At 47.1% G+C, this 21,833-nt stretch carries 17 protein-coding genes and 1 pseudogene; 11 read left to right on the forward strand and 7 right to left on the reverse strand.

Features of this window, described 5'->3' with window-relative positions; genetic code table 11:
* From Q1A69_RS16265 to Q1A69_RS16275, 3 genes are all read left to right on the forward strand, one after another.
* The coding region (locus Q1A69_RS16265) for a hypothetical protein (protein WP_299587659.1) at positions 1 to 183 on the forward strand (183 nt) is incomplete at its 5' end.
* A 927-nt stretch (positions 184 to 1,110) separates the two neighbouring features.
* Entirely contained in the window at positions 1,111 to 1,518 is a 408-nt protein-coding gene (locus tag Q1A69_RS16270) for an FAD-binding oxidoreductase (RefSeq protein ID WP_299587662.1), read from the forward strand.
* 185 nt (positions 1,519 to 1,703) lie between these two features.
* Positions 1,704 to 1,916 (forward strand): hypothetical protein, encoded by a 213-nt coding sequence (locus Q1A69_RS16275; protein WP_299587665.1) that lies wholly within the window; start codon positions 1,704 to 1,706, stop codon positions 1,914 to 1,916.
* 229 nt (positions 1,917 to 2,145) lie between these two features.
* On the opposite strand, the gene Q1A69_RS16280 is transcribed toward Q1A69_RS16275, so the two are convergent.
* Positions 2,146 to 3,066, reverse strand: coding sequence for a LysR family transcriptional regulator (locus Q1A69_RS16280; protein ID WP_299587667.1), 921 nt, complete (start codon positions 3,064 to 3,066; stop codon positions 2,146 to 2,148).
* Between the two features lie 122 nt (positions 3,067 to 3,188).
* Between Q1A69_RS16280 and Q1A69_RS16285 the strand changes: the two genes are divergently transcribed.
* On the forward strand, positions 3,189 to 3,911 hold the full coding sequence (locus Q1A69_RS16285) for an SDR family oxidoreductase (protein ID WP_299587671.1): 723 nt from the start codon (positions 3,189 to 3,191) through the stop codon (positions 3,909 to 3,911).
* Positions 3,912 to 3,943: 32 nt separating this feature from the next.
* On the opposite strand, the gene mmsB is transcribed toward Q1A69_RS16285, so the two are convergent.
* Together mmsB and Q1A69_RS16295 are read right to left on the reverse strand one after the other, a co-directional pair.
* Positions 3,944 to 4,843, reverse strand: coding sequence for a 3-hydroxyisobutyrate dehydrogenase (gene mmsB / locus Q1A69_RS16290; RefSeq protein WP_299587674.1), 900 nt, complete (start codon positions 4,841 to 4,843; stop codon positions 3,944 to 3,946).
* 39 nt (positions 4,844 to 4,882) lie between these two features.
* A complete protein-coding gene (locus Q1A69_RS16295) occupies positions 4,883 to 6,394 on the reverse strand; it encodes a CoA-acylating methylmalonate-semialdehyde dehydrogenase (RefSeq protein WP_299587677.1) in 1,512 nt (503 codons plus the stop codon).
* A 339-nt stretch (positions 6,395 to 6,733) separates the two neighbouring features.
* Between Q1A69_RS16295 and Q1A69_RS16300 the strand changes: the two genes are divergently transcribed.
* The gene (locus Q1A69_RS16300; RefSeq protein ID WP_299587681.1) at positions 6,734 to 7,789 is read left to right on the forward strand and encodes a hypothetical protein; all 1,056 of its coding nucleotides are present in this window, start codon (positions 6,734 to 6,736) and stop codon (positions 7,787 to 7,789) included.
* 110 nt (positions 7,790 to 7,899) lie between these two features.
* Here Q1A69_RS16300 and Q1A69_RS16305 read toward each other — a convergent pair whose 3' ends face one another.
* The gene (locus tag Q1A69_RS16305; protein WP_299587684.1) at positions 7,900 to 8,931 is read right to left on the reverse strand and encodes an alpha/beta fold hydrolase; all 1,032 of its coding nucleotides are present in this window, start codon (positions 8,929 to 8,931) and stop codon (positions 7,900 to 7,902) included.
* A 337-nt stretch (positions 8,932 to 9,268) separates the two neighbouring features.
* On the reverse strand, positions 9,269 to 9,871 hold the full coding sequence (locus Q1A69_RS16310) for a GNAT family N-acetyltransferase (RefSeq protein WP_299587687.1): 603 nt from the start codon (positions 9,869 to 9,871) through the stop codon (positions 9,269 to 9,271).
* Positions 9,872 to 10,307: 436 nt separating this feature from the next.
* Between Q1A69_RS16310 and Q1A69_RS16315 the strand changes: the two genes are divergently transcribed.
* Positions 10,308 to 11,768, forward strand: a complete 1,461-nt coding sequence (locus Q1A69_RS16315; RefSeq protein WP_299587690.1) for a DEAD/DEAH box helicase — start codon at positions 10,308 to 10,310, stop codon at positions 11,766 to 11,768.
* Between the two features lie 3 nt (positions 11,769 to 11,771).
* On the opposite strand, the gene Q1A69_RS16320 is transcribed toward Q1A69_RS16315, so the two are convergent.
* Positions 11,772 to 11,993 carry a hypothetical protein gene (locus tag Q1A69_RS16320; protein WP_299587693.1) on the reverse strand — a complete coding sequence of 74 codons (222 nt, stop codon included), beginning with the start codon at positions 11,991 to 11,993 and terminating at the stop codon, positions 11,772 to 11,774.
* Positions 11,994 to 12,067: 74 nt separating this feature from the next.
* Here Q1A69_RS16320 and Q1A69_RS16325 point away from each other — a divergent pair, with 74 nt between their 5' ends.
* Complete coding sequence (locus Q1A69_RS16325; RefSeq protein ID WP_299587696.1) at positions 12,068 to 14,965, forward strand: FG-GAP-like repeat-containing protein; 2,898 nt, start codon at positions 12,068 to 12,070, stop codon at positions 14,963 to 14,965.
* A gap of 40 nt (positions 14,966 to 15,005) precedes the next feature.
* Here Q1A69_RS16325 and Q1A69_RS16330 read toward each other — a convergent pair whose 3' ends face one another.
* Positions 15,006 to 16,307 carry an amidohydrolase gene (locus tag Q1A69_RS16330; RefSeq protein ID WP_299587699.1) on the reverse strand — a complete coding sequence of 434 codons (1,302 nt, stop codon included), beginning with the start codon at positions 16,305 to 16,307 and terminating at the stop codon, positions 15,006 to 15,008.
* Between the two features lie 413 nt (positions 16,308 to 16,720).
* Here Q1A69_RS16330 and Q1A69_RS16335 point away from each other — a divergent pair, with 413 nt between their 5' ends.
* The 4 genes and pseudogenes from Q1A69_RS16335 to Q1A69_RS16350 all read left to right on the forward strand — a co-directional run bounded on the left by Q1A69_RS16335 (position 16,721) and on the right by Q1A69_RS16350 (position 21,829).
* Positions 16,721 to 17,032, forward strand: a complete 312-nt coding sequence (locus Q1A69_RS16335) for a cupin (RefSeq protein WP_299587702.1) — start codon at positions 16,721 to 16,723, stop codon at positions 17,030 to 17,032.
* Positions 17,033 to 17,272: 240 nt separating this feature from the next.
* Positions 17,273 to 17,431: pseudogene (locus Q1A69_RS16340) on the forward strand (DUF1272 domain-containing protein); the annotation flags it as partial.
* Between the two features lie 376 nt (positions 17,432 to 17,807).
* Positions 17,808 to 18,770: a glucokinase gene (glk, locus tag Q1A69_RS16345; protein WP_299587705.1), complete on the forward strand. Its 963-nt coding sequence runs from the start codon at positions 17,808 to 17,810 to the stop codon at positions 18,768 to 18,770.
* 215 nt (positions 18,771 to 18,985) lie between these two features.
* Positions 18,986 to 21,829 (forward strand): TonB-dependent receptor, encoded by a 2,844-nt coding sequence (locus tag Q1A69_RS16350; RefSeq protein WP_299587708.1) that lies wholly within the window; start codon positions 18,986 to 18,988, stop codon positions 21,827 to 21,829.
* The last annotated feature ends 4 nt before the right edge of the window (positions 21,830 to 21,833 follow it).

The following is a 21,833-nucleotide window of genomic DNA, read 5'->3' on the forward strand; positions in this document are numbered from 1 at the left end:
GTGAAAAAGCTGCCCGGACAGGAAATGGTTAACCTCAATGTCACCACTACCGCGACTGAATCCGGAGCCACGGAAGTCCAGGTTTACCTGACCGCAGTAGAGGGCCTTAGCGAAGTACAACTGTCTGAGTTTAATATTGCCCTGATCTCCCAGATCGACGCCGTCAACGCCCAGGTTGACTAGTGATGAGTCATAGAATTGGTATCTATGACTCATTTATTACTTGTTTTTTGAGTCATAGAATTGATAATTATCTTTATGCGACAAAATTTAAAGGAAGTTACACGATAAGTTTTTAGAGTATTCACTTGATCCGTGCCAGTTGTTAAGCAGTAATAAGCTCAATATTAGTTACGAGGAAAATTTTATAATCTTTTCCTAGAAAAAAAGTTCTAAACTTCTGATAGAAAGCATCAGTTTCAGGTAAGTGTGAAAGGTTTTTTTATAATGTTTTCCTACAATGCACAAATCTATAGGCCGGTAAAACACAATTTATGTTCTCCTTTCAGTTTTAACGAAGACATGTACTTTGCGCATGGATGCCTCAGTACATGTGGCCATTTAAAATATTTACTTTCTGTTTTTAAAAAAAATAATGAAATGCGGATGCCGTTTGGCAACGTTGGTGGTGTGGTTTTTTTGATTTTTTTGTCAGTATCACGGTTAAGTGCTTTGCCGTGCCGGATGTACAAAGAGTTATTCAGCTAGAGTTGTTTTGGACTCCTAGTGATTGTGATTCCGCATGATATCTTTAAATATTTCCTGCCGTTTATTTGTGTCCTGCATTCAACTCTGAAGTAGGTCTTCCGTTGGGATGTTGCACTTCAAAGTTGAACGCAGGAATTTTTGTTTTTTGTTGGATGTATCATTGTTGGTTTGTGTCTTTACCTTGATTTAAGATACTTTATCTTCTATCTATTTGGTTGTCCTTGTCACTGTTATATATGAGGTTACATGCAACCGTGCTGGCTGCCTGAATATTAAAGGTAAGCGGGTAAAGTAATCGGTAGCTGGATTTGCAATATTTTCCTGGTAGGTTATAGACACTTGTTTGGTTGTTTTTCCGGTTATGAGTATATTGAAAAAGAGAATAGGCCTAAAATAATATCCATGAAGTATTTGCCGTTATTGTTTTTATTCTATGTGAAGTCCCTGTTCGCTGTAGAGATAGAGGATTTTTATTCTGATGGATGCAGTATCTTTCCTGACGGTACACCCAATCAGAGTGATTTATGGCTGGATTGTTGCCGCGTCCATGATTATGCCTACTGGAAGGGGGGAAGCTATGCGCAGCGGCAAGAGGCCGATCGTAACCTAGAAGTCTGTGTTGCCAAAACTGGAGAGAGCGAAGTAGCGTTACTGATGCTGGTTGGAGTTAGAGTTGGCGGGACGCCATTCTTGCCAACCCCTTTTCGCTGGGGTTATGGTTGGCCCTATTTACGGGGTTATAAAGCCCTGACAGAAGAGGATCTGGAAGCCATTGAGCGGGCACAGGAATCTTTACCAAGGATGCCCTAGGTAATCTATTATCACCTGTATTCAACTCTATGATTTTCTTCTTTAGGTGATGCTAGAAGCAACTGATAGCGTGATCAATAATAATAAAGTTTATTAAAAATAATTTATAGGATGTTCTATTTTTGCTGTGTTTTATAGTTCGATATTACCCTAAATATGCTGGCCTTTAGCTGTTTGGGTTTTACTTGGGCAGGAATATTGGATTACTGGAAGTTTTATTAGGAATTATTCTTGCCAATTTTTCTTTGGCTTTTATAGTTGGTTGGTGTGAACGTATGGCCAAGGATTTAAAGGGGTGCTGGATCAATTTTATTCCCTATATGAGCCCCGTACTGGTAGGGTTGGGCGGTACAGCAGTTTATATTTATGCTGCGCTACAGGGAGAAAAGGTATTTTAGCTTTATTTGACGGTGTCTATGGCACAGGCAACGGCTTTTTGGGTACTTCTGGCAATTATTTTTTGTATTTATCCCTTTATTAATATGGATAGACAAGCTGAAGACGAGCCCAAGCAAAGTAACGGCGCAGAAAACCCCAGAGAGGGTTTGATAAAAGAGTGAGAAAGGGTGGATGAAGCTGCTGAACGCTTTAAAATATCATTGTATAAAGATTGGTACCTGTAACTTTTTAGCTATTTTCTACGGGCCCTCTTTTCAGCAACTGCCCATATTCTGTGGCGAAGTGGTCCTTTAACCATTGCATCAAACTGCGTACGCGGGCTAACTGGTGGCGTAAGGGCGGGCAAACCATGGAGAGCTGGGTGGACTCTGACCATCCAGGTAATATCTCCTGTAATTTACCCTGTTGGATATCCGCCTGAACGTAGATGTCCGCCAGGCGGGTTATTCCAAGTCCCGCCAGCGCTGCAAGGCGCATCGCCCGGCCGCTGACCAGTTTGATACCCTGCTCGACTTCGACCTTATGTTTGGTCTTACCGCGAGTCAGCACCCATTGACCAACACTGCCGTAAATTAGGGGCACCCCAGAAAGATCCATAGGCTTTAAAATTGGGCCCCGCACCTTGATAAAATTCGGGCTCGCAACATAGCGGGTTTTGATACTGTGCAGCTTGCGTACTTTGAGGGTGGAATCTGGCAGCTCACCCATCCGTATGACTAAGTCATAGCGATCCTCAATGAGATCGACATGCACACTGGAGAAATCCAGCTCTATTTGCACATCGGGATGTGCCTTCTGGAACTTAATGACTACGGGGGCAATGATCTCCTCACCGATTACTCCACCCACCGCGTTGATGCGTATCTTCCCTTTTACCTTCTCCTTGGAATGTGTTGCCCACTCTGTTGCACTATCCAGTTGCTGCATCGCTTGCTTGCAGCGCTGGTAATAGCCTTCACCGACCTCAGTTAGTCGCAGTTTGCGGGTAGTGCGGTGTAACAGTTGAACATCCAGGGCGGATTCCAATTCGGAGACTTGCTGGCTGAGCGTGGCCTTGGAGAAGCCTGTATGGTCCGCTGCAGCGGTAAAGCTGCCCTGCTCGGCTACGGCGATAAAAGCGCGTATGGCCCGCCAAGAGATACTGTTCATAAAATCCAAACAATGTTTTCATATTAGTTAGGTTAGTCATTCTAATTCTAAATTCTATACTGCTGATACAGAAGGGTTACCCCAGTAACTCAAGATCATTGATTTCAGAAGAGAGAGTTCGTATGTCTAAGCCGCTAGTTGTAATAACAGGCGCCAGCTCTGGAATTGGAGCGGCAATAGCCCAGCATATGTCGGATGCCGGGCATCCGTTGTTGCTATTGGCCCGTCGTCAGGAAAAGTTAGAGGCGATGAAGTTACCGAATACCCTATGCCGACAGGTCGATGTTACTGATACCGCAGCTTTAACTAAGGCAATTCAGGAGGCGGAAGCGCTGTATGGGCCTGTGGATTGCCTAGTGAATAATGCCGGTAAGATGTTACTGGGGAGTATTGAGACCCAGAATACCGAAGAGTGGCGGGAGATGTTCGATGTGAATGTGCTTGCCTTGATGAACAGTATGCAGGCTGTTTTGGCTGATATGAAATCTCGCGGTTGTGGCACTATCCTCAATATCAGCTCTATTGCCGGGGTGAAAACTTTTATCAATCACGCGGCCTATTGTGGGACCAAATACGCCGTGTCGGCGATCAGCGAAACCGTGCGGGAAGAGGTCGCCGCAAGCGGAGTACGTATTATGGCCCTCTGCCCAGGTGCTGTGGAGACTGAGCTGCTAAGCCACACCACCTCTGAAGAGATTATCAAAGCTTACGAAGAGTGGAAGGCCTCCATTGGTGGTGCCATCAATGCAGAGGACATCGCTCGTACGGCGTTGTTTATGTACAGTCAGCCCCAGCATGTGAATATCCGCGAAGTTCAGATAGCCGCTACGGGTCAGGATAGATAGGTTTGATTGGGAAAGAGACTGAATAAGCTTTCCTATTTATCAGCCTCTTTCCTGAAAATTGTCTGGATGCTGGAGAAATCCAGCCCTTCATTGCCCTTCAAACTGTGTAAGCCATATAGATTTCTAGCCAGTGAGCCGAGCGGTGTATAGCTTTTGCTATTGTCGGCGGCTTGCTGGGCGAGCCCTAGGTCTTTACACATCAACCCCACTTTAAACCCCCCGCGATATTGATTGCTCGAGGGCACACTATCCATAACACCGGGGTAGGGGTTATAAGTCTGTAGAGACCAGTTAGCGCCAGAGCTTTTCGACATGATTTCGGTCAGCACTTTGGGGTCCAGGCCGTTATCAACACCCAGTTGGAGTGCCTCGGCAGTACCTATCATATGAATAGCCAGCAACATATTGTTGCAGATCTTTGCCGTTTGCCCAGCTCCAGCAGGGCCAGCAAAAAAAACATTGGCCCCCATATGTTGTAATACTGTTTTGGCCCGCTTTACATCCTCGTGCTCACCGCCGCACATAAAGCTGAGCGTAGCGGCGGCAGCCCCTTTCACTCCGCCAGAGACCGGGGCTTCTATTGCATGAAGGCCTTTATCTCGGGCGGCGCTAAGCAGGCGTTTTGAGCTGCTTGCGGCAATTGTGGAGCAATCGATAATTAAGGATTGCTTTTCGATGTCTTCCAGCAGACGATCTTTATCAATATAAAGGCACTCCACCGCAGTACTGCTGGGCAACATACTAATAACAAAATCTGCTCCCTTCACCGCTTCTTTTGCCGATGAACATTTTTCCACTCCCTGCTCTACAGATGCCTGGAGTAAGGCCTCTACAGGGTCGAAGCCTTTCACAAGGAACCCGGCTTTGGTTAAGTTGTAGGCCATAGGGGCGCCCATATGCCCCAGACCAAGGAAGGCGGCGATTTTATTCATGACGTTACCCAAAAAATAAAACTGTGTTGGTATATGGAGTTACTTAAGTTGTATGGTCATATTAGCCTGTTCGGCGTGTTCAATATCTGAATCGAACCAGCGAGCGGTGATAGTTTTTGTCTCAGTATAGAAACGTACGGCCTGCTTACCATAAGCGTGAAGGTCTCCATAAAATGAACTGCGCCAGCCAGTAAAACTAAAGAAGGGCAGTGGAACCGGGATAGGCACATTGATGCCTACCTGCCCCACAAGAATTTCATGCTGATATTTACGTGCGGCCGCTCCGCTGGCCGTGAATATGGACGTTCCATTGCCATAGGGGCAGTTATTCACCAGTTTTATAGCTTCATCGAGGTGATCTACACTCACCAGACACAATACGGGACCAAAAATCTCATCGGTATAAATTGACATTTCGGTAGTGACATTGGCAAACAATGTCGGGCCAACCCAGTTACCATGGGGATACCCCTCCACTGAAACTTGTGAACCATCCAGCAGGCAGTTTGCCCCCTCTTTTTTACCTGTCTCGATATAACCCAGTACTCGCTCCTTTGCTGCGGGAGAAATCAAGGGGCCATAGTCGGATTGCGGACTCTTCCAATGCCCGGGTGTTATCTTTGCCATCGCGTCCCGTATTTCGGGAATCCAACTTTGCGCCTCACCCACTAATACCGCCACTGAGATAGCCATACATCGTTGACCGGCAGCACCTACAGAAGAGCCGATGATGTTGTTAATAGCGGCCCCTTTATTGGCATCCGGCATGACCACCATATGGTTTTTTGCCCCGGCAAAGGCCTGGACTCTTTTTAAATATTGGGTGCCTGTTTGATAAATATGGCGGCCCACTGGCACTGAGCCAACAAAAGAAATGGCTCGAATATCTGGGTCCTTAAGTAAGAAATCTACCTGCTCGCGGCCTCCATGGATAACTTGTAGCACACCTTTGGGGGCTCCTGCCTGCTCAAACAGTTCAGCCAGTTTGCACGGTGTAATGGGATCCTGTTCAGAAGGTTTAAGGATAAAGGTATTGCCACAGGCAATGGCTAGCGGAAACATCCACAATGGAATCATTGCGGGAAAGTTAAATGGCGTAATACCGGCGCAGACGCCGATGGGCTGAACATAGGAATAGCAATCTATAGCGCTGGCAACATTTTCAACGGTTTCACCCATTAACAAGGTCGCAATATTGGCGGCATGTTCAACTACCTCAATGCCGCGCCAAATATCCCCTTTGGCGTCCTCAAACGTTTTACCGGTTTCCTCTGCGAGAATTTCAGCCAGGGTCTCTTGGTGCTCCTTCAGAAGAGCCTGGTATTTGAGCATAATGCGCGCTCTAGTAGGGACTGGGGTATCCCGCCAGGTAATGAACGCCTGCTTTGCGGAGGAAATCGCCTGGAGTTGCTCGGCCTCAGTGGTATAGGGCGCCTGGGTTAAAACCTCCCCTGTGGCGGGGTTTGTTACATCCAGCCACTCCTCGGTATTGGATTGCAGCCAGTCGCCGTCAATGAATAGAGGAAGGCGTGAAGGGGTGGATTTATTCATATTATTTGCCTTACCAGTAACAGATGGAGAAGTGCCACACAGTTTAGGCGTTGCCTGATTGAAAAAAGAGGTGTTTTGCGCCGCTTCTTGATAGGAAAAAGATCGGCTTTGATTCTAAAGCGTATTATGGGGTGGTGAATATCGATAAATATCTTTTTTTGTGGGCTTCTCATCTTTTTTAGCAATATTGGATTTTTGTGCGCACCTTCTCAACCTGAACAATAGATTCTCTGGTTTCAAACTTCGGCCATATTCATACTGTTAGTATGCTATCTCTATAGGTTCGAAGTGATTTTTGTGAGGTTTTCTATTCATTTACTTTAAGAGAGAGGGTGGACGGTGTTTCATAATAAAATAATACAAGTATTTATTCTGTTTGTTTTGGGTTCCTTAAGCGCATTTTTATCAGCAACCACTTTGGAGGATCTAAGGTCTCACACTCCTACGTCAGATAAGACTTGGGCAGAACAATGGTTTTATAACATTGCCGTGCCGGATGTTGGTTACTTCAAAGTAAGCCTCCAAACGTATATTGCCCCAGATTTTATTGCGCCGGAACCCAAGGCTTATATCCACTTGGCGTTTTCGCCAAGAAACGGTGTTGAGGTAAAATATGATATTTTTAGAGATGAAGTTATTTTATCTAATCCAGATGGTTCCGAGGGTTTTTATTACGAAGTGCCCGGTGTGGTTATGGCAAATGAGGAGGGGATAAGAGTAAATCACTCAGATTTTAATTTCTCTATGCGTTGGAACGGGGAGCATCATCATTATTGGCATGGTTTAAATCCTGGGCAGACACCGTTTGGCATTATTCCAGAGCTTCCGGGAGTTGGCGGAAGATGGTTTCTCTACACAGTCGGAACCCCTGTTGAATACAACTTTAGCGATGCTGGCCAGTCGTTAATAGGACTGGGTTATGCCCAATTGGATAAGGGATGGTATGACAAGGAATCCAGTGCTGGCATGATCTACTCCATGGGCTTGTCAGATGAACTTTACTATATGTTCACCGGGGCAAAACTGGGGGAATCTGATTTTGAGATGTGGGCTGGTAGGTATATTTCAGATGAGTATGACTTAATATTTCATCCGGCATTTAATAATCTTTCGGTAAAGAGGGAGCTGGATGCTTGCACTGGTCGTATCAAAGTTGAGCTAAACAAAATAAAGTACAAGTTGATCATGGAGGCGCAAGCCAATATTAATAGCTTTTATCCATTGTTGTTCCCTTCAGTCATTATCTTTGGGGGCGAGCAAAGGTATATGAAGTCTATGCAGGCCAACATTGATTTCTCTCTGTATAAAAAAGGAATTTTGGTTGAATCTATCCAGGTGCCCCAGGGTCTTCTGGAATTTAGTGGTCCCTTGGCTTGTGATGGTTTTTTTAACTGAGATGCAATGCTTTTAACAGGATAATTCATTATTTTCACTTTAAAAGGCGGAACTCTAGGGTTTCGCCTTTTAAAGTAAGCCAGCAGTCCTATTGGTATCAAAAAGTGAAACTACCTACCTTGGATCAGCCAATCCTGTAATGCGCTATGTTCAATTTCCCCGATAACCGCCATGCTTGGATGATTCCTGTCTTTCAAGAGCACAACCTCGATATGATCCTGGTTCAGCGTTCGGAAGTGATCGTAGGGTGATATTGAGTCAGTATTAGAGGCAAATAAAAGCACGGGTACAGAGGATTTGGTGAGCAAGGGTTCAATTTGTGTTTCCAGTAAGCCTATATTGACTCCTTCGAGGGCAATTAATGCTCCCTTTCTTATTTCTTCCTCAGAGAGCGCTTTACTCAGTAGTGGAAAATTTTCTTTGGCATAATTATAAACAGCCTGATCAAACTTCAACATGGGGGCCTGTAATATCAGGCCACTGATGTCTTGCCGCGATTGAGTGATTCTCGCTGCGGTAAGACTTCCCATAGAATTTCCAAGAAGGTAAATAGGTTTGCTTTCTATTATGTCTTTATGAATAAGGTCGTCCATTAGTCTGTTGATCATTTCGCTATCACCAACACCATATTCCTTATGGCCTTCGGATTCACCATGGCCGAGAAGATCTGGAATCACTACCTGAAACCCAAGGAGGCGAAAGTATAATGCTGAGTTAAGCATGAACTCTTTTGAGATTCGGAATCCATGTAAAAGGACGATGGTGCCAGAATAACTGTTTTTTAATTTTTCTTTGTCTATAGAAAAATCAACTTGGCTGGTTTGGTTACCTGAACCAGTTTCTATAGAGTATTTTAGCCTCCCCCCTTTCAAAGGGGCAGCATGAAAATAACTGATGCAGAGATTTCTTTGTTTGTCACAGTAGTTATTTTTATTAAATCCCCATGATTTAATCTGTTCGTTGGAAATTATGTGGTTGTAAGAGAGGCTTTTTGAGCTTGCAATATATTCTGAAATGTTGAATGCGCAAGATGAAATAAGTATGCAAGATGATATGGTCAAAAATAGTTTTATTCGTTTCATTTTTATGGAGTTTAAGTGATCAGTTAGCTTATGTGTGAATTCAAAAATTAACAGGGCCATGAATCACAGATGTGCCGGTGGTGGCGATTACATGTTATAGCCCTAAACCGACTCAACGAGAGATAATGGGTGAGTTCTAGCAAATATAGGTAAGCAAGGTCTACCTTTCTTTTTGATTGCTATAGGGCAGTGTAAAGGTTTTAACTCAAGTGTTGCGTCTTACCGACTAGGACACTAGTCAAATAGAACGAGGAACTGGATGACCAGATAGTCAAAGGTGAGCGGTGTAGGCGAGGCTAAGAGGGATGCCGGGCTCTAACGAGAGTTTTTTAGTTTTCAGAGGTTGGCGGCAGACAAATAAAATTCGCTAACCGCCAAGAATAATAGGGGGGAATATTTAATTTAGGTTAATTCCGGCCTCCCTGGAGGCTGTATCAAAGCCGTTGGCCTGCGAGTTAGCCTGCAAATTGAGGGTATAGGTTAACAGGGTGTAATCTTTAGGGTCCGCCTTACAGATAAAACCCATAGAGCGGGCAAAAATTTGTACGCGTTTGTTATCTGCGGACTCAATGGAGTAAATCCGCTCTAAGCCCTGCTCCCTGGCACAGTCAATGAGGCGCTGTAGCATTAGCCGACCGAGCCCCAATCCCTGCCAATCATCACTGACAACAACTGCACATTCACAGGCTCTTCCATCGGCGTCCAGGGCATAGTGCGCAGTGGCCACGGCTGTTTGTGCATGATCACTGTTGCAAAGGGCAATAAAGGCTTCATGTATCTGATGGTCGTTATCGGTGAGCAACTCAATCAATTTTTGACTGGCTTTACTGCTGCCGCCAATAAATCGATCACGGCGGGTCTGTGGCGACAGGTCTTCAATCAACGCCTTTTCCAGCTGGCCATCACTGCGACATACAGGGCGTATCGAGACCCTGCGGCCATTGTCGAGTGTTACCTGCTCAATTTTATGTTCGTTACCGACACTACTGTTGTGTGACATGGTTGTGAATATCCCGACAGCACTTGGCTGAATCATTTGTGGTTCGCAACGGGGGTTGGATATCACAAAGATAGACGCTCGCGTTGCGAACGTGGAACTATGTTACGGTCGAATCGCCCAGATCCCTAACACATCTCACACTCTTGGAAAGAGAGAGTTTGGAACTATACAGTCAGTTTGTATGTGGTATAGTGTTCCGGCTGAATTTTCTCAGCTGCGTCATTTGTAGACCGGTAATCCACCGGTATCCTCCCGTGAACTTTTCTTAAATTCTTCCCGGAACCTTCTACTGAATGCCGCGCGCCGATTAACCGGTGAATAGACGGCTGTGTGTATCGAGCATTTTCTGCTCTGGATGCCAACTCCGATTTTTCTATTTGCACCTCTGTGGTGCGAATGTGTTTGATTGCGCCTGGAGCGCAGTTTGAGGTTATTTATGTTGTTTGAAGATCTGGGCCTCGCCCAGGAGATTGCCCGTGCGGTTTCTGAGCAGGGGTATAGCGCGCCTACGCCCATTCAGGCCCAGGCCATCCCAGCTGTGATGCAGGGCAATGATATTATGGCTGCGGCCCAGACGGGTACCGGTAAAACGGCTGGTTTTACTCTGCCGCTGCTACATCTTCTGAGTTCCGGGGAGCGTGCGAGTAGGGGCCGGGTTCGTGCCCTGGTGCTAACCCCAACCAGAGAACTTGCTGCGCAGGTATTCGATAATGTGCAGAGTTACAGCAAATATCTGCCCTTGCGCCACTCTGTTGTGTTTGGTGGAGTGAAGATCAACCCGCAGATGGTCCGACTACGCGGTGGTGCGGATATCCTGGTGGCGACACCGGGGCGCTTGTTGGATCTATACAATCAGGGAGCCATCCGTTTTGATCGGCTTGAGGCCCTGGTACTGGATGAGGCCGATCGCATGCTCGATATGGGCTTCATCCACGATATCAAGAAAGTGTTGAGAGTTTTGCCGGCTAAGCGTCAGAACCTGTTGTTTTCGGCCACTTTCTCCCCGGAAATACGCCAGCTGGCAAAAGGGCTGGTGAAGAATCCGCTGGAAATTGATATCAGCCCACGCAATACAACCACGGAAACGGTGCGCCAGAAGTTACACCCTGTGGATAAGGCCCGTAAAACCAAACTGCTGAGTCGCCTGATTCGCGGAAACGACTGGCACCAAGCCCTGGTATTTAGCCGTACCAAACACGGTGCCAATCGCCTGGTGAAGCAGCTTGAGGGCGATAATATTCGCGCGGAAGCAATTCACGGCAACAAGAGTCAGAATGCACGCACCCGTGCCCTGGCCGACTTTAAAGCGGGCAAGGTACAAATTCTGGTTGCCACTGACATCGCTGCCCGTGGAATTGATATCGACCAACTGCCCCAGGTGGTTAATTTTGATCTGCCTAATGTGCCCGAAGATTATGTGCATCGCATTGGCCGTACAGGCCGGGCAGGTGCGAGCGGACAGGCAGTTTCTCTGGTTAGCGCAGATGAAATCAAGCAGTTGCGCGATATCGAGCGCTTAATTGGTAAGCCGATTCTCCGCGAAGAAATTGAGGGTTTTGAGCCAGATCATCAGTTGCCTGAATCGGGTAATCCAAAGCGCGGCGGCGGACAAAAACCGCGCGCTAATGGTCAAAAGCGCAGCGAAGGAGCGCGCGGTAACGGCGACAGTCGTGGTGGGCGCAATGGCGAGGGTAACCGTTCCGGCAATCGTGGGAATAGTCGTGGCAATGGTGAGAGCCGGAGCAAGAGCGGCTCGCGTAACGGTGGAGACAGTCGCGGAAGCTCCGGGGCTCGCAGCAAGAGCAGCGAGAGCGGGCGCGGGAATAGCCCTTCTGGCACCGCTCCCCAGCGGGCGCCCCGTCGCCGCCCCGCAGGGGGCCGCTCTGAGAGCGCTTAACCATTAAAATAAAAAAGCGGCGATAAGCCGCTTTTTTATTTCCTGTCTATTTGTTTCTCTAAGTATCGCTTTTAAAGCGTTTTCAATCGTATTTTTACTGCTAAAGAAAAAGTTCACTCGATATTTGGTACCAGTGTTCAATTCTGTGCTTAATATTCTTTCCTCTTTCCTCTTTCCTCTTTCCTCTTTCCTCTTTCCTCTTTCCTCTTTCCTCTTTCCTCTCATTTTATGTCACATCTTTAAGTAATATTCGTGTTAATTTATGTTTGCTTTTAAAAGCGATTTTACAAGGAGATGTTGTGAAGCTTAGATTACTCGCAAAATATTTGGGACTTTCCTCGGCTGCTTTTCTATTTACAAACACTGCAAGTGGAGAGGTTCAGTTTCAGCCGGTAGAAATTTATTCCTCGGGATCAAAGGCAGAAGCGGTCGCTATTGCCGATTTTAATAATGATGGACTTGATGATGTTGTACTAACTACATCGAGCAACTTTGATCCTGAAAATGACTTTAAATTAAAGGTATTTCTACAGGACGAATTTGGTGGTCTGGCGGGTTCTATTGATTATCCACTTACAGGTGGAGAGACAAGTCTGCCTCAATCTATTGCAGTGGGTGATCTTGATAATAATAGTTTGATAGATGTTATTGTTGGACTTGACAGTGGCGTAACTGAGATATATCTGCAAGATCCCGTTGACGGTTTAGTATATGCGGAATCTTTGGAAAACTCCTATTCTGAGCGAGTCGCAATTGCCGACCTTAGCAATAATAGTAATAAAGGAATTCTCGGGGTTAGTTGGGAAGAGAATGGTGCTGTAATAACCCATAAAGTAGGGGGGTCACCTACCTATGTAAGTACCGCTAGCGATCTAGCTATTGAAAGTCTAGGGCAAATGGCATTGGGTGATGTTGATGGAGATGGTATAACGGATATTTCTCTAATTGCTAACGGGGCTCCCGAAAATAGCCTGGTTGTTCTATCGCCGGATGATTCTTTGAGGTTGAATGAAATTACCAGTATTGAATTAGATGGAAATGCTGATGATATTCAAATAAAAGGGATCGCCATTGGTGACCTTAATAATGATGGGCGCAACGATATTTCCGTATCACTCGTTGGTGAGGGGCGTCTTAACCCTGGAGTCGCGGTATATTACCAGGGAGAAGATGGCTTATTGCAGCAGGCTGACATTCATAACTATGGCGGCATTCCTGGGGAACTTTTAATAAAAGATATTGATAATGATGGTTTTGCTGATTTAGTTGTCTTGCCGGTTGGTGGCGAATTCTTAAGTATTTATCAGCAGCAAGATGATGGTGCTTTGGCTCTGAGTGAACAGATCGCCATTCCAGGTGCGATGTATACCAACCCTCAGAGTATGGCTAGTGGTGATGTGAACGGGGATGGTATTGCAGATATCGTTATCGTAAATCCTTCCCAGGGATTGGTTGTACTAAAGGGTGGTTCTGGGCATATCAATCAGCCGCCCACAGCGGTTGCCGGTGAAAATCAAACGGTTGAAGGTAATACGGCGGTATTGCTCGATGGTACTCTGTCTTCTGATTCCGATGGCAGTATCGAGGCCTACCGCTGGACACAGATTTCCGGGACCTCCGTCATCTTAAATGACTCTAGTGATGGCTTTGCTAGCTTTACCGCGCCTTCCGAAATTACTGGAGTGGTGCAAGAGTTAATTTTCGAGCTGGAAGTTGAGGATGATAAGGGTCTAAAGAATACTAGCAAAGTAACGATTAGTGTTGGGGTTAACTTAGATCCTGTTTTGATAGTCGATCTGATAATGTCAGCATTTACTGCCGGCCAAGAGGTTACATTATCTGCAGGTCAGTCTTATGATCCTGATGGAACCATCGTTAGCTATCAATGGCAGCAGGTTTCTAGTGGCCCGCGTATTGAACTGAAAGAGCTTGATGATGGCTCGGTAACATTTATTGTTCCCAAAATAGTTGCAGAGCCAGGAGTTTCCTACTCAGCACTAGTATTTACGATTGAGATTGAAGATAACGGCGGCGCAAAGGTTAAACAGAAAAGGTATTTTTTTGTTAAAGTGTTAACAGCTCCTGTGGTCGGAAGTGCTTTTCTAATAGTAGACCCAGGCGAGGAAGTCTTGCTTCAAGGTTGGGTTGGGGATAATGACGGCCATATTGTAGATTATCGCTGGCGTTCACTCTCCGATATGGATATCGAATTAACAGCCCTCGCCGATGGTAGCGCAAGCTTTTTAGCACCCCAAATTCCTGAGGGTACAGAAGTCACACTGGAATTTGAGCTTGAGGTTGAGGATAACGATGGCCTGACAGCCACGGGGGTATTTACTGTAATTGTTAAGCGGAATATTCCCCCGTTTATTGGGATAAGTTTTCAACCATTGGCTTTACCGAATACAAATATTACTTTAGATGGTTCCCATTCAGGTGATTCAGATGGATTTATTGTGAGTAAACAGTGGGAGCAAGTATCAGGTCCCCCCGTTGAATTGATGGATGCTAATACTTTAATTACTAATTTTAAAGCGCCAGCAGAGCCAGCCGTATTGTCATTCAAATTGAGTGTCACTGATAATAGAGGGGTGACACTTCAGTCTACTGTCAGTATAGAGGTTGCGTTAGTTTCTCCCAGAGTAATAAGTACGACTCAAGAAGTGGGGCCCGGTGAAAATATCATACTGGCTCCTGATATTTTTTGGGACGCTCCAGGTGCGCATATTGTAGATTATCGTTGGCGTTCACTCTCCGATAGGGATGTGGAATTGACAATCCATGCCGATGGTAGCGCGAGTTTTATAGCGCCACAAAATCCGGGGAGTGAATTTACTCTGGAGTTTGAGCTGGAGGTTGAAGATAACAATGGCCAGACTGCTACGGGTGTATTTACAGTAATCGTTGAAGGAAATATTCCACCGTTTATGGTGGTTGCATATGGGGCTGTAGGCGGTGTTAAGACTAATACAATTTCGACCTTGAGCGGTGGGGCTTCAAGAGATCAAGATGGAACTATTGTGAGCCAGAAATGGGAACAAGTATCGGGTCCATCCGTTGAGTTGATTGATGCGGACAAACTGACTGCTTATTTTATGACTCCAGCGGAGCCTGCCAGTTTATCTTTTAAATTCAGCATAACGGATGATGATGGAGCGACGACCGACACGACTATAACCTTAGATGTTGAAGAGTAGATAATAATAAAGGCGAGCCTCACAAGAGGCTCGCTTTCTATTACTGTTGTTTATAATTGGCCATATAATTCAAAGTCAATACAGTCAAAGCCTCAGTACCTTTGCGCAAAGCACTTTCATCCACATAAAACAGCGGTGAATGGTTGCTTGGCGCTTTGCTTGGATCTTGGCCTTGTGGGGTTACGCCAAGGAAGTAGAAGAAGCCGGGTACTTCATTCGCATAGTAGGAGAAGTCCTCGGCTCCGGTTATTTTCGGGACTTCGACCACGCGCTTGTCACCCACTACAGACCTTAAAATAGGCAGAGCCTTTTCTGTTAGCTCGGCATTATTGATCGTTACAGGGTAACCCTCCAGAATTTCTACCTCGGCGTTAGCCCCAGAACTTTCGGCAATTAATTCCGCAGTGGTTTTTAAGCGTTTAAAGATCTCAGCGCGATTATCCATATCAAAATTGCGAATAGTGCCATTCAGATAAACGCTGTCTGGAATAATATTGTTGCGCACGCCACCATCGATACGGCCGTAAGAAATTACCGCTGGCTCTTTGGTGATATCGACCTGGCGGCTGACAATCGCCTGGGTGCCCATGACCACCTGTGCAGCGGCGACGATGGGGTCAACGCCGCCCCAGGGGCGTGAGCCATGGGTCTGGCGGCCGTTGATAGTAATGCGGAACTCATCGGCAGCGGCCATGAGTGGGCCTGAGCGATAGCCGATGACACCGGAGGGTAGAGAGGAAGTCACATGCTGACCAAAGGCCACGTCCGGCTTGTACTTCTTGAAGATGCCCTCTTTGAGCATCAGTTCAGCCCCGCCTTCCTCATCATCGGGTGCGCCCTCTTCAGCGGGCTGAAAAATAAACAGTACGTTGCCGGCCAACTCATCGCGCAGGCCGGCGAGTACCTCGGCAGTGCCCATCAGCATGGCTACATGGGTATCGTGGCCACAGGCATGCATTACGCCCACGTCTTTGCTTTGGTAAGTGGCTCGCGCTTTGGAAGCGAAGGGGACATCGGTTCTTTCGGTGACCGGCAGAGCGTCCATATCCGCGCGTAAGGCAACGGTTGGTCCGGGTTTGCCACCTTTCAAAAAGCCCACTAGACCGGTATGGGCGATATCGGTTTCTACCTCAAGGCCCAATGTGCGCAAGTGCTTTTCAATGTATTTGGCGGTTTCAAATTCGCGATTGCCCAGCTCGGGATTCTGGTGCAGGTGGCGGCGCCATTCGATGACCTTGGATTCGGTATCCTGTAATAGTTGCTGTGGTCCTTGATCGGACGCAGACGCTGGGCTGGTCAGTAGGGCAGTGCTGATGGCTAGCGGTAGGAATAATTTTCTCACGGATTTCCCCTGGTTCTCATTATCGTTAGCCGATTCTAACGGGCTGGGAGAAAAGCGCCAGAGGTAATTAAGTCTGTTCCTTTTAGTAGATGCTGCTAGATTATTAGCCTTTAAAACAGACTCACGGAGTGGCTCGGTGTATATAGGTTCACTCCTATCGGCTCAGAGATAATGTAGATTCTGAAAACACTGATTGATTGCCGATTCGAATTTTTATATTGCTTCTGAATATTGAGTTTCACGATATTGTGAATACCTTTACAATAAATTTTATTAATATTAAAGGGTGCCAGGAGAAATTTGATGAAGCGAGTGAAAAGAGGGATCTTGATAACTGTCTTTTGGGGGGCGGAATATTTTGTTCGTTAACGAATTTTATTTTATGTGTACCATAAAAAAGCAGTGAGACGGCTATGGAATTTGTGAGAAGTAAAGAGTTTACCGGTAAGGTTGCCTGGGAATCAAAATTAATCGCCAATATGGATGGTGTTACAACCAAATTGCATTGGACCGATAAGCCCTATGTTTGGCATATTAATGATGGCCAGGAAGTTTTTGCCGTACTTGGTGGTTGTGTTGAGATGTTTTATAAGGTAAACGGGCAGGTGAGATCGCAGCTATTAAATACTGGTGATATTTTTTATGCATCGGAAGGCACTGAACATGTCGCTCATCCGCGAGGTGAGGCTCGGGTTCTGGTGATAGAGTGTGAGGGCAGCGTATGATAAGTCTTCCCCAGAGATGTTTAGTGATTGACTGAATACAGTAAAATCTATAGGCCGATATTTTATTTTTTCTTTGGGGCGATTGATTTCGATTTTTTATCGCTCTGCGATAAGGGCTTTTTAGCAATATTTAAGAGTTATTCAGCTTCAAGTATTTCAACTTTTAGGTGGTGGGTAGTGTTCTTCCCTAGCGTTGGCTAAGTATTGAATTTTAGGTGATTAAAGAAAGGAAAATGGTCTATGTTGGCATTGAGACCCAACTGCGAGTGTTGCGATAAAGATCTCCCATCTCACTCGGTTGAAGCGATGATTTGTACTTATGAGTGCACTTTTTGCCGCACTTGTGTTGAGGAAGTTTTAAGTAATGTCTGCCCTAATTGCGGTGGTGGTTTTTGTTCTCGCCCCATTCGTCCACAAATAGCGCGGCGTCCTGGAGTGGGGCTCGAGTTTCAGCCGCCCTCGGGGCAGCGGGTACTGAGCACATTTAGCCGGGAAGAGATGCAAGAATTTGCCCAGTCGATAAAGGGAATTGTTGCCGAAGCGCGCTGACTTCCTGAATAACGTGGGACAGAGCTCAGCCTGGTGACCAGCTGTCATCTATTGGTCAGGGGTAATGAAATGAGGGCTATCCTGGCAGTGGCCATTTTATACAAAGATAGACCACCCGGTTATTTTATGGGCCAGGCTGTCCTCAGGACGGAGTTCTGGGGCTAGCATAATTTCCTCTGACCCCTTAACTTATATCGCCTTTTTTGGGGATCTTATAGGGATAACTATGACGAGTATCGTAGCGGACATCGGCGGCACAAACGCCCGCTTTGCGATAGCCAGGCCAGTTGGGCAGGGTTATGCGCTTGAAGGGCTGAAGGTGGTGGATTGCAAACGCTTTGATGGGTTTGACGCTGCTTTACAGCATTGGCTCGATGGCCTCGATCAGCCCAGGCCCGATAAAGCGTGTATTGCCGCTGCGGGTCCGCTGGAAAAAACGGCCTCCGGTAGCCGTGTTTATATGACCAACCTGGGGTGGAATATTGAAGCCGCCACCTTAGCTGAGGCGTTTCAGTTTCCCCACTTGGAGCTGATCAATGATTTTGCCGCACTGGCTCAATCGCTGCCGCGTTTGTCTGCCAACGACTATCAAGTACTGCGGGAGGCTCCTCGCTTACCTGGAGCCCCTATGGCAGTTCTGGGGCCGGGCACAGGTCTTGGTGTGGCCGGATTGGCAGAGGCTGAAGGTCGTTACCATGTCCTCGCGGGAGAGGGGGGGCATGCCAACTTGACGGTCTCAACTGAGCGCGAGCTACAGCTATTACAGATTTTAATGAAGAGCCGCGCTCCGGTTTTTAATGAGTGGGTTCTCTCCGGCAATGGGCTGGTAAACCTGTACCGCGCCGTATGTACGTTAAATGGTAAAACACCCGATGATCTGGCCCCGCCGGATATTAGTGCCCGTGGCCTGGATAACTCCGACCCCTTTTGCAGAGAGACTCTGCTGGATTTTCTCGGCTTCCTCGGTAGCGCCGCAGGAGATGCCGCTCTGTATATGGGTGCTAAGGGCGGTGTCTTCCTGGGGGGGGGAATACTGCCGCGCATTGCCGAACTGCTGCCCGAGAGCGCGTTCGAGCAACGCTTCCTCAACAAAGGGCGGGTTCATCAGTGGATGGAAGCCGTACCGGTGTACGCGTTAAATGCGGGCTATCAGGCACTGATCGGTGCCGCAGTACAACTGGAAGGTTGATCTTTTCTTGTCCTCTCACGTCTCTAGCATCCACTCGTTAGTCCGTTTGTCAGGTTATTAATATCTGTCGCTGCAGGTTGTAATCTAGCAGCGCCTTAGTGTGTTTAAAGTCACAGATTCTCCCACCTCCTCCCCCCGCGGGGGAGGATGTTATGGATAGGGGGCCGGCCTAGGATGCAGGGTCTCAACATAACGATAAGTCCAGGGAGAAGATGATGAGTCTATCCAATAAAGGTAAAGGGGCGCTCAGACCCACTTTGCTGTCTGCGGCCATTGCGGCCTCTGTGTCCGCCTCTATTGGGGCTTACGCACAGGAGCAGGAAGCACTGGAAGAAGTAACCGTTACCGGTATCCGTGCAAGCGTCTTGGGTTCCCTTGAAGCCAAGCGCAGCGCGGATGTTGTGGCGGATGTGGTGGATGCGGGTGCGCTGTCATCTCTTCCCGACCAGTCTATTGCCGACGCCCTGGGCCGCCTGCCCGGCGTTACCACCGTGCGCTCTTCCGGCCAGTCGTCAGAACTGAATATTCGCGGTATGAATGGCGACTTCCTGCAGACTACGCTGAATGGCCGAGAGCAGGCCTCCACCAGTGGTTACACCGAAAGCACCCGCTGGATTTCCTTTGACCAGTACCCGGCCGAGCTGATCAGCCAGGCCGCGGTGTACAAGTCTCCTAAAGCCTCCCACATTGAAGGTGGTGTGGCCGGCTCTGTTGAGCTGAAAACGGCCAACCCACTGGATGCCGAGAAAGAGCACAACTTCAATGCCAATGTACGTATGTCGTTTAACGACGCTGCTGATGATGTGGGTGCCGATGAATTCGGCCAGCGCGTAACCCTGTCGTATATGGGTAAATTTATGGATGACAAGGTTGGTGTGGCCCTGGGTTACTCACACCTTGAGCAGCCGAATAGTTTTACCAAGGCGCGTGCTGGGGCTGACGAGCAGCTGGGTTATGACAATGTTGGTCTTCAAGGCGAGGGCGATGTAAATGTTCCCCGCGCTTTTCAGTGGCAAGCGGGTACAGGAACCGATACTCGCGATGGCTATCTGGCCAGTGTTGTTTTCCAGCCGACTGATAACTTTAAAGCTCAGCTTGATTACTTTAAGTCTGAGTTCGAGCGTATCGATACCCGTCATGGTATTACGGTTGGGAATTTGGATCAGTATGGGGGTTATATTGGTACTGGAGCGGTAATTTCCGGTGGCGCTGTGACAGAAGCAAGTCTCAATGTTACTGATACCATCAGTGGTCCCTGGTTTGAGGCGCGTTCCGAGGATCAGTCTACTCAGGCCGATAGCGATAGTATCGGTTTGAATCTGGAGTGGAATATTGCTGATCGTCACACGCTGGTTTTTGATTACTCTTACAGCGAAGGCACCAAAACCCGCAAGGACCAGATTGTGTCCATGCATGCCTATGATTTAGGTTACAACGAGGAGGGTGACCTGGAAACTTGGCAGGAAGCCGCGAACCAGGGTTTTACTTTTAAGATGGATGGGGAAGGAATCCCCACTTCGGCGTTTATGGGAGTGGATTTTACCAACCTGGACACCATGCGCCTTTCCCGTTACGAAGAGTATCCTCATCAGTACACCGATGAGGTAGAGGCTTTTAAGCTGGACTACCAGTTTGATCTGCAATGGGGGGCTATCGCCTCTTTAGAAGCCGGTGTTCGACTCTCGGAGCGTACTTTCGATTCAGATCGTAGCACCTTCCTCTATGGCAGTCGTGATGGTCAGTACAACGGATACTGTGCAGATAATATATCTGACGTCGAATGTATGCCCCAGCCACTTGATGGCTTCGTTAAAGTGGCATCTGTCGATGGAGCTCCAGACCATTTTGTTGTAACTAACATGGATGGCTTGGCCTCCAGCATTTTCGGCACCGGTAATTACGGCGGTGTTAAGATGTTTAGTGATGGTAAAGACTGGACATATATTGAGTCCGGTGCGGTCACCGAGGAAGTTTTCGCATATTACCTAATGGCAAACATCGATACTCAATTGGGTAGCATACCGGTCACGGGTAATTTTGGTGTACGTGTTGTTGATACCGATGTGAAATCCCGTGGTATCCAGAATGTCGGTGCTGGTAAAGGTATAGAGATTACTGATGATCTGGGTGTAACCAGTAACGACTATGATGATGTCGAATATGGCCCCGAATATACCGATACTTTACCTTCATTGAATTTAAACTTTGAGCTTACTGAACAGGACTATGTCCGTTTCGCAGCGGCCAAAGTTATGGGACGTCCACCGGTAGGGCAGCTGAAAGGCGGTGCTGGTTCGTGGAATTCTGATGGCCAAAATGACTACAACGTATGGACTAAAGGCTCCCCTTACCTAGACCCTTTCCGTGCGAACCAGTTTGATCTGGCTTATGAGCACTATTTCGAAGATGGTGGTGCTGTAACGGCCGCAATTTTCTGGAAAGACATCGAAACCTTGGTTGAAGAGCAGTTTATTTATCTCGATACCCAAGAGGAGCGAGATGCACTATTCAACTCCTTGGGGATCATAGTGCCTGAAGGGCGTGAAGCGGCTGCATTTAAAACCTTCGTTAATAACGATAAAGGCGGTTATATTCGTGGTATCGAGCTGGCGGGTACTAAAACCTTCAATGAGCTACCGGGTATTTATTCTGGGCTTGGCATGACCGCTAGTTATTCTTATACCGAGAGTGAAACGGAAGTTACTGGAGGCAGTCTCTCTGGCGAAAATATGCCTTTACCAGGGCTGTCGAAAAACGTTTGGAGTACTACGGTATTTTGGGATATCGGTAGTTTCAGCAGCCATGTGAATGTGCGTTATAGGGATGAATTTACTCAGGTAATGTCTATCCCCGGCAGTTCTACTGTGGTTCCTGCCCGGGAGTACACGACTGTGGATGCTCAGGTGTCCTATGCCTTCGATAATGGTATCGATGTAGTTTTCTCAGCCAATAACTTAACGGATGAAGCGGATGTTAAGTCCTACGGCGTTGATGGCGTCTTGGGTGAATACACCGAGTTTGGACGTCAGTTCTATCTGGGTATGAATTATAGCTACTAAGTAC

It is taken from the genome of uncultured Microbulbifer sp., assembly GCF_947498635.1.
Lineage (GTDB): Bacteria > Pseudomonadota > Gammaproteobacteria > Pseudomonadales > Cellvibrionaceae > Microbulbifer > Microbulbifer echini.

Coding starts and splice junctions, on each gene's coding strand:
- Q1A69_RS16270 (WP_299587662.1), top strand. CDS start 1,111: ATGAAGTATTTGCCGTTATTGTTTTTATTCTATGTGAAGTCCCTGTTC.
- Q1A69_RS16280 (WP_299587667.1), bottom strand. CDS start 3,066: ATGAACAGTATCTCTTGGCGGGCCATACGCGCTTTTATCGCCGTAGCC.
- Q1A69_RS16285 (WP_299587671.1), top strand. CDS start 3,189: ATGTCTAAGCCGCTAGTTGTAATAACAGGCGCCAGCTCTGGAATTGGA.
- mmsB (WP_299587674.1), bottom strand. CDS start 4,843: ATGAATAAAATCGCCGCCTTCCTTGGTCTGGGGCATATGGGCGCCCCT.
- Q1A69_RS16295 (WP_299587677.1), bottom strand. CDS start 6,394: ATGAATAAATCCACCCCTTCACGCCTTCCTCTATTCATTGACGGCGAC.
- Q1A69_RS16305 (WP_299587684.1), bottom strand. CDS start 8,931: ATGGCCCTGTTAATTTTTGAATTCACACATAAGCTAACTGATCACTTA.
- Q1A69_RS16310 (WP_299587687.1), bottom strand. CDS start 9,871: ATGTCACACAACAGTAGTGTCGGTAACGAACATAAAATTGAGCAGGTA.
- Q1A69_RS16315 (WP_299587690.1), top strand. CDS start 10,308: ATGTTGTTTGAAGATCTGGGCCTCGCCCAGGAGATTGCCCGTGCGGTT.
- Q1A69_RS16320 (WP_299587693.1), bottom strand. CDS start 11,993: ATGAGAGGAAAGAGGAAAGAGGAAAGAGGAAAGAGGAAAGAGGAAAGA.
- Q1A69_RS16335 (WP_299587702.1), top strand. CDS start 16,721: ATGGAATTTGTGAGAAGTAAAGAGTTTACCGGTAAGGTTGCCTGGGAA.
- glk (WP_299587705.1), top strand. CDS start 17,808: ATGACGAGTATCGTAGCGGACATCGGCGGCACAAACGCCCGCTTTGCG.
- Q1A69_RS16350 (WP_299587708.1), top strand. CDS start 18,986: ATGAGTCTATCCAATAAAGGTAAAGGGGCGCTCAGACCCACTTTGCTG.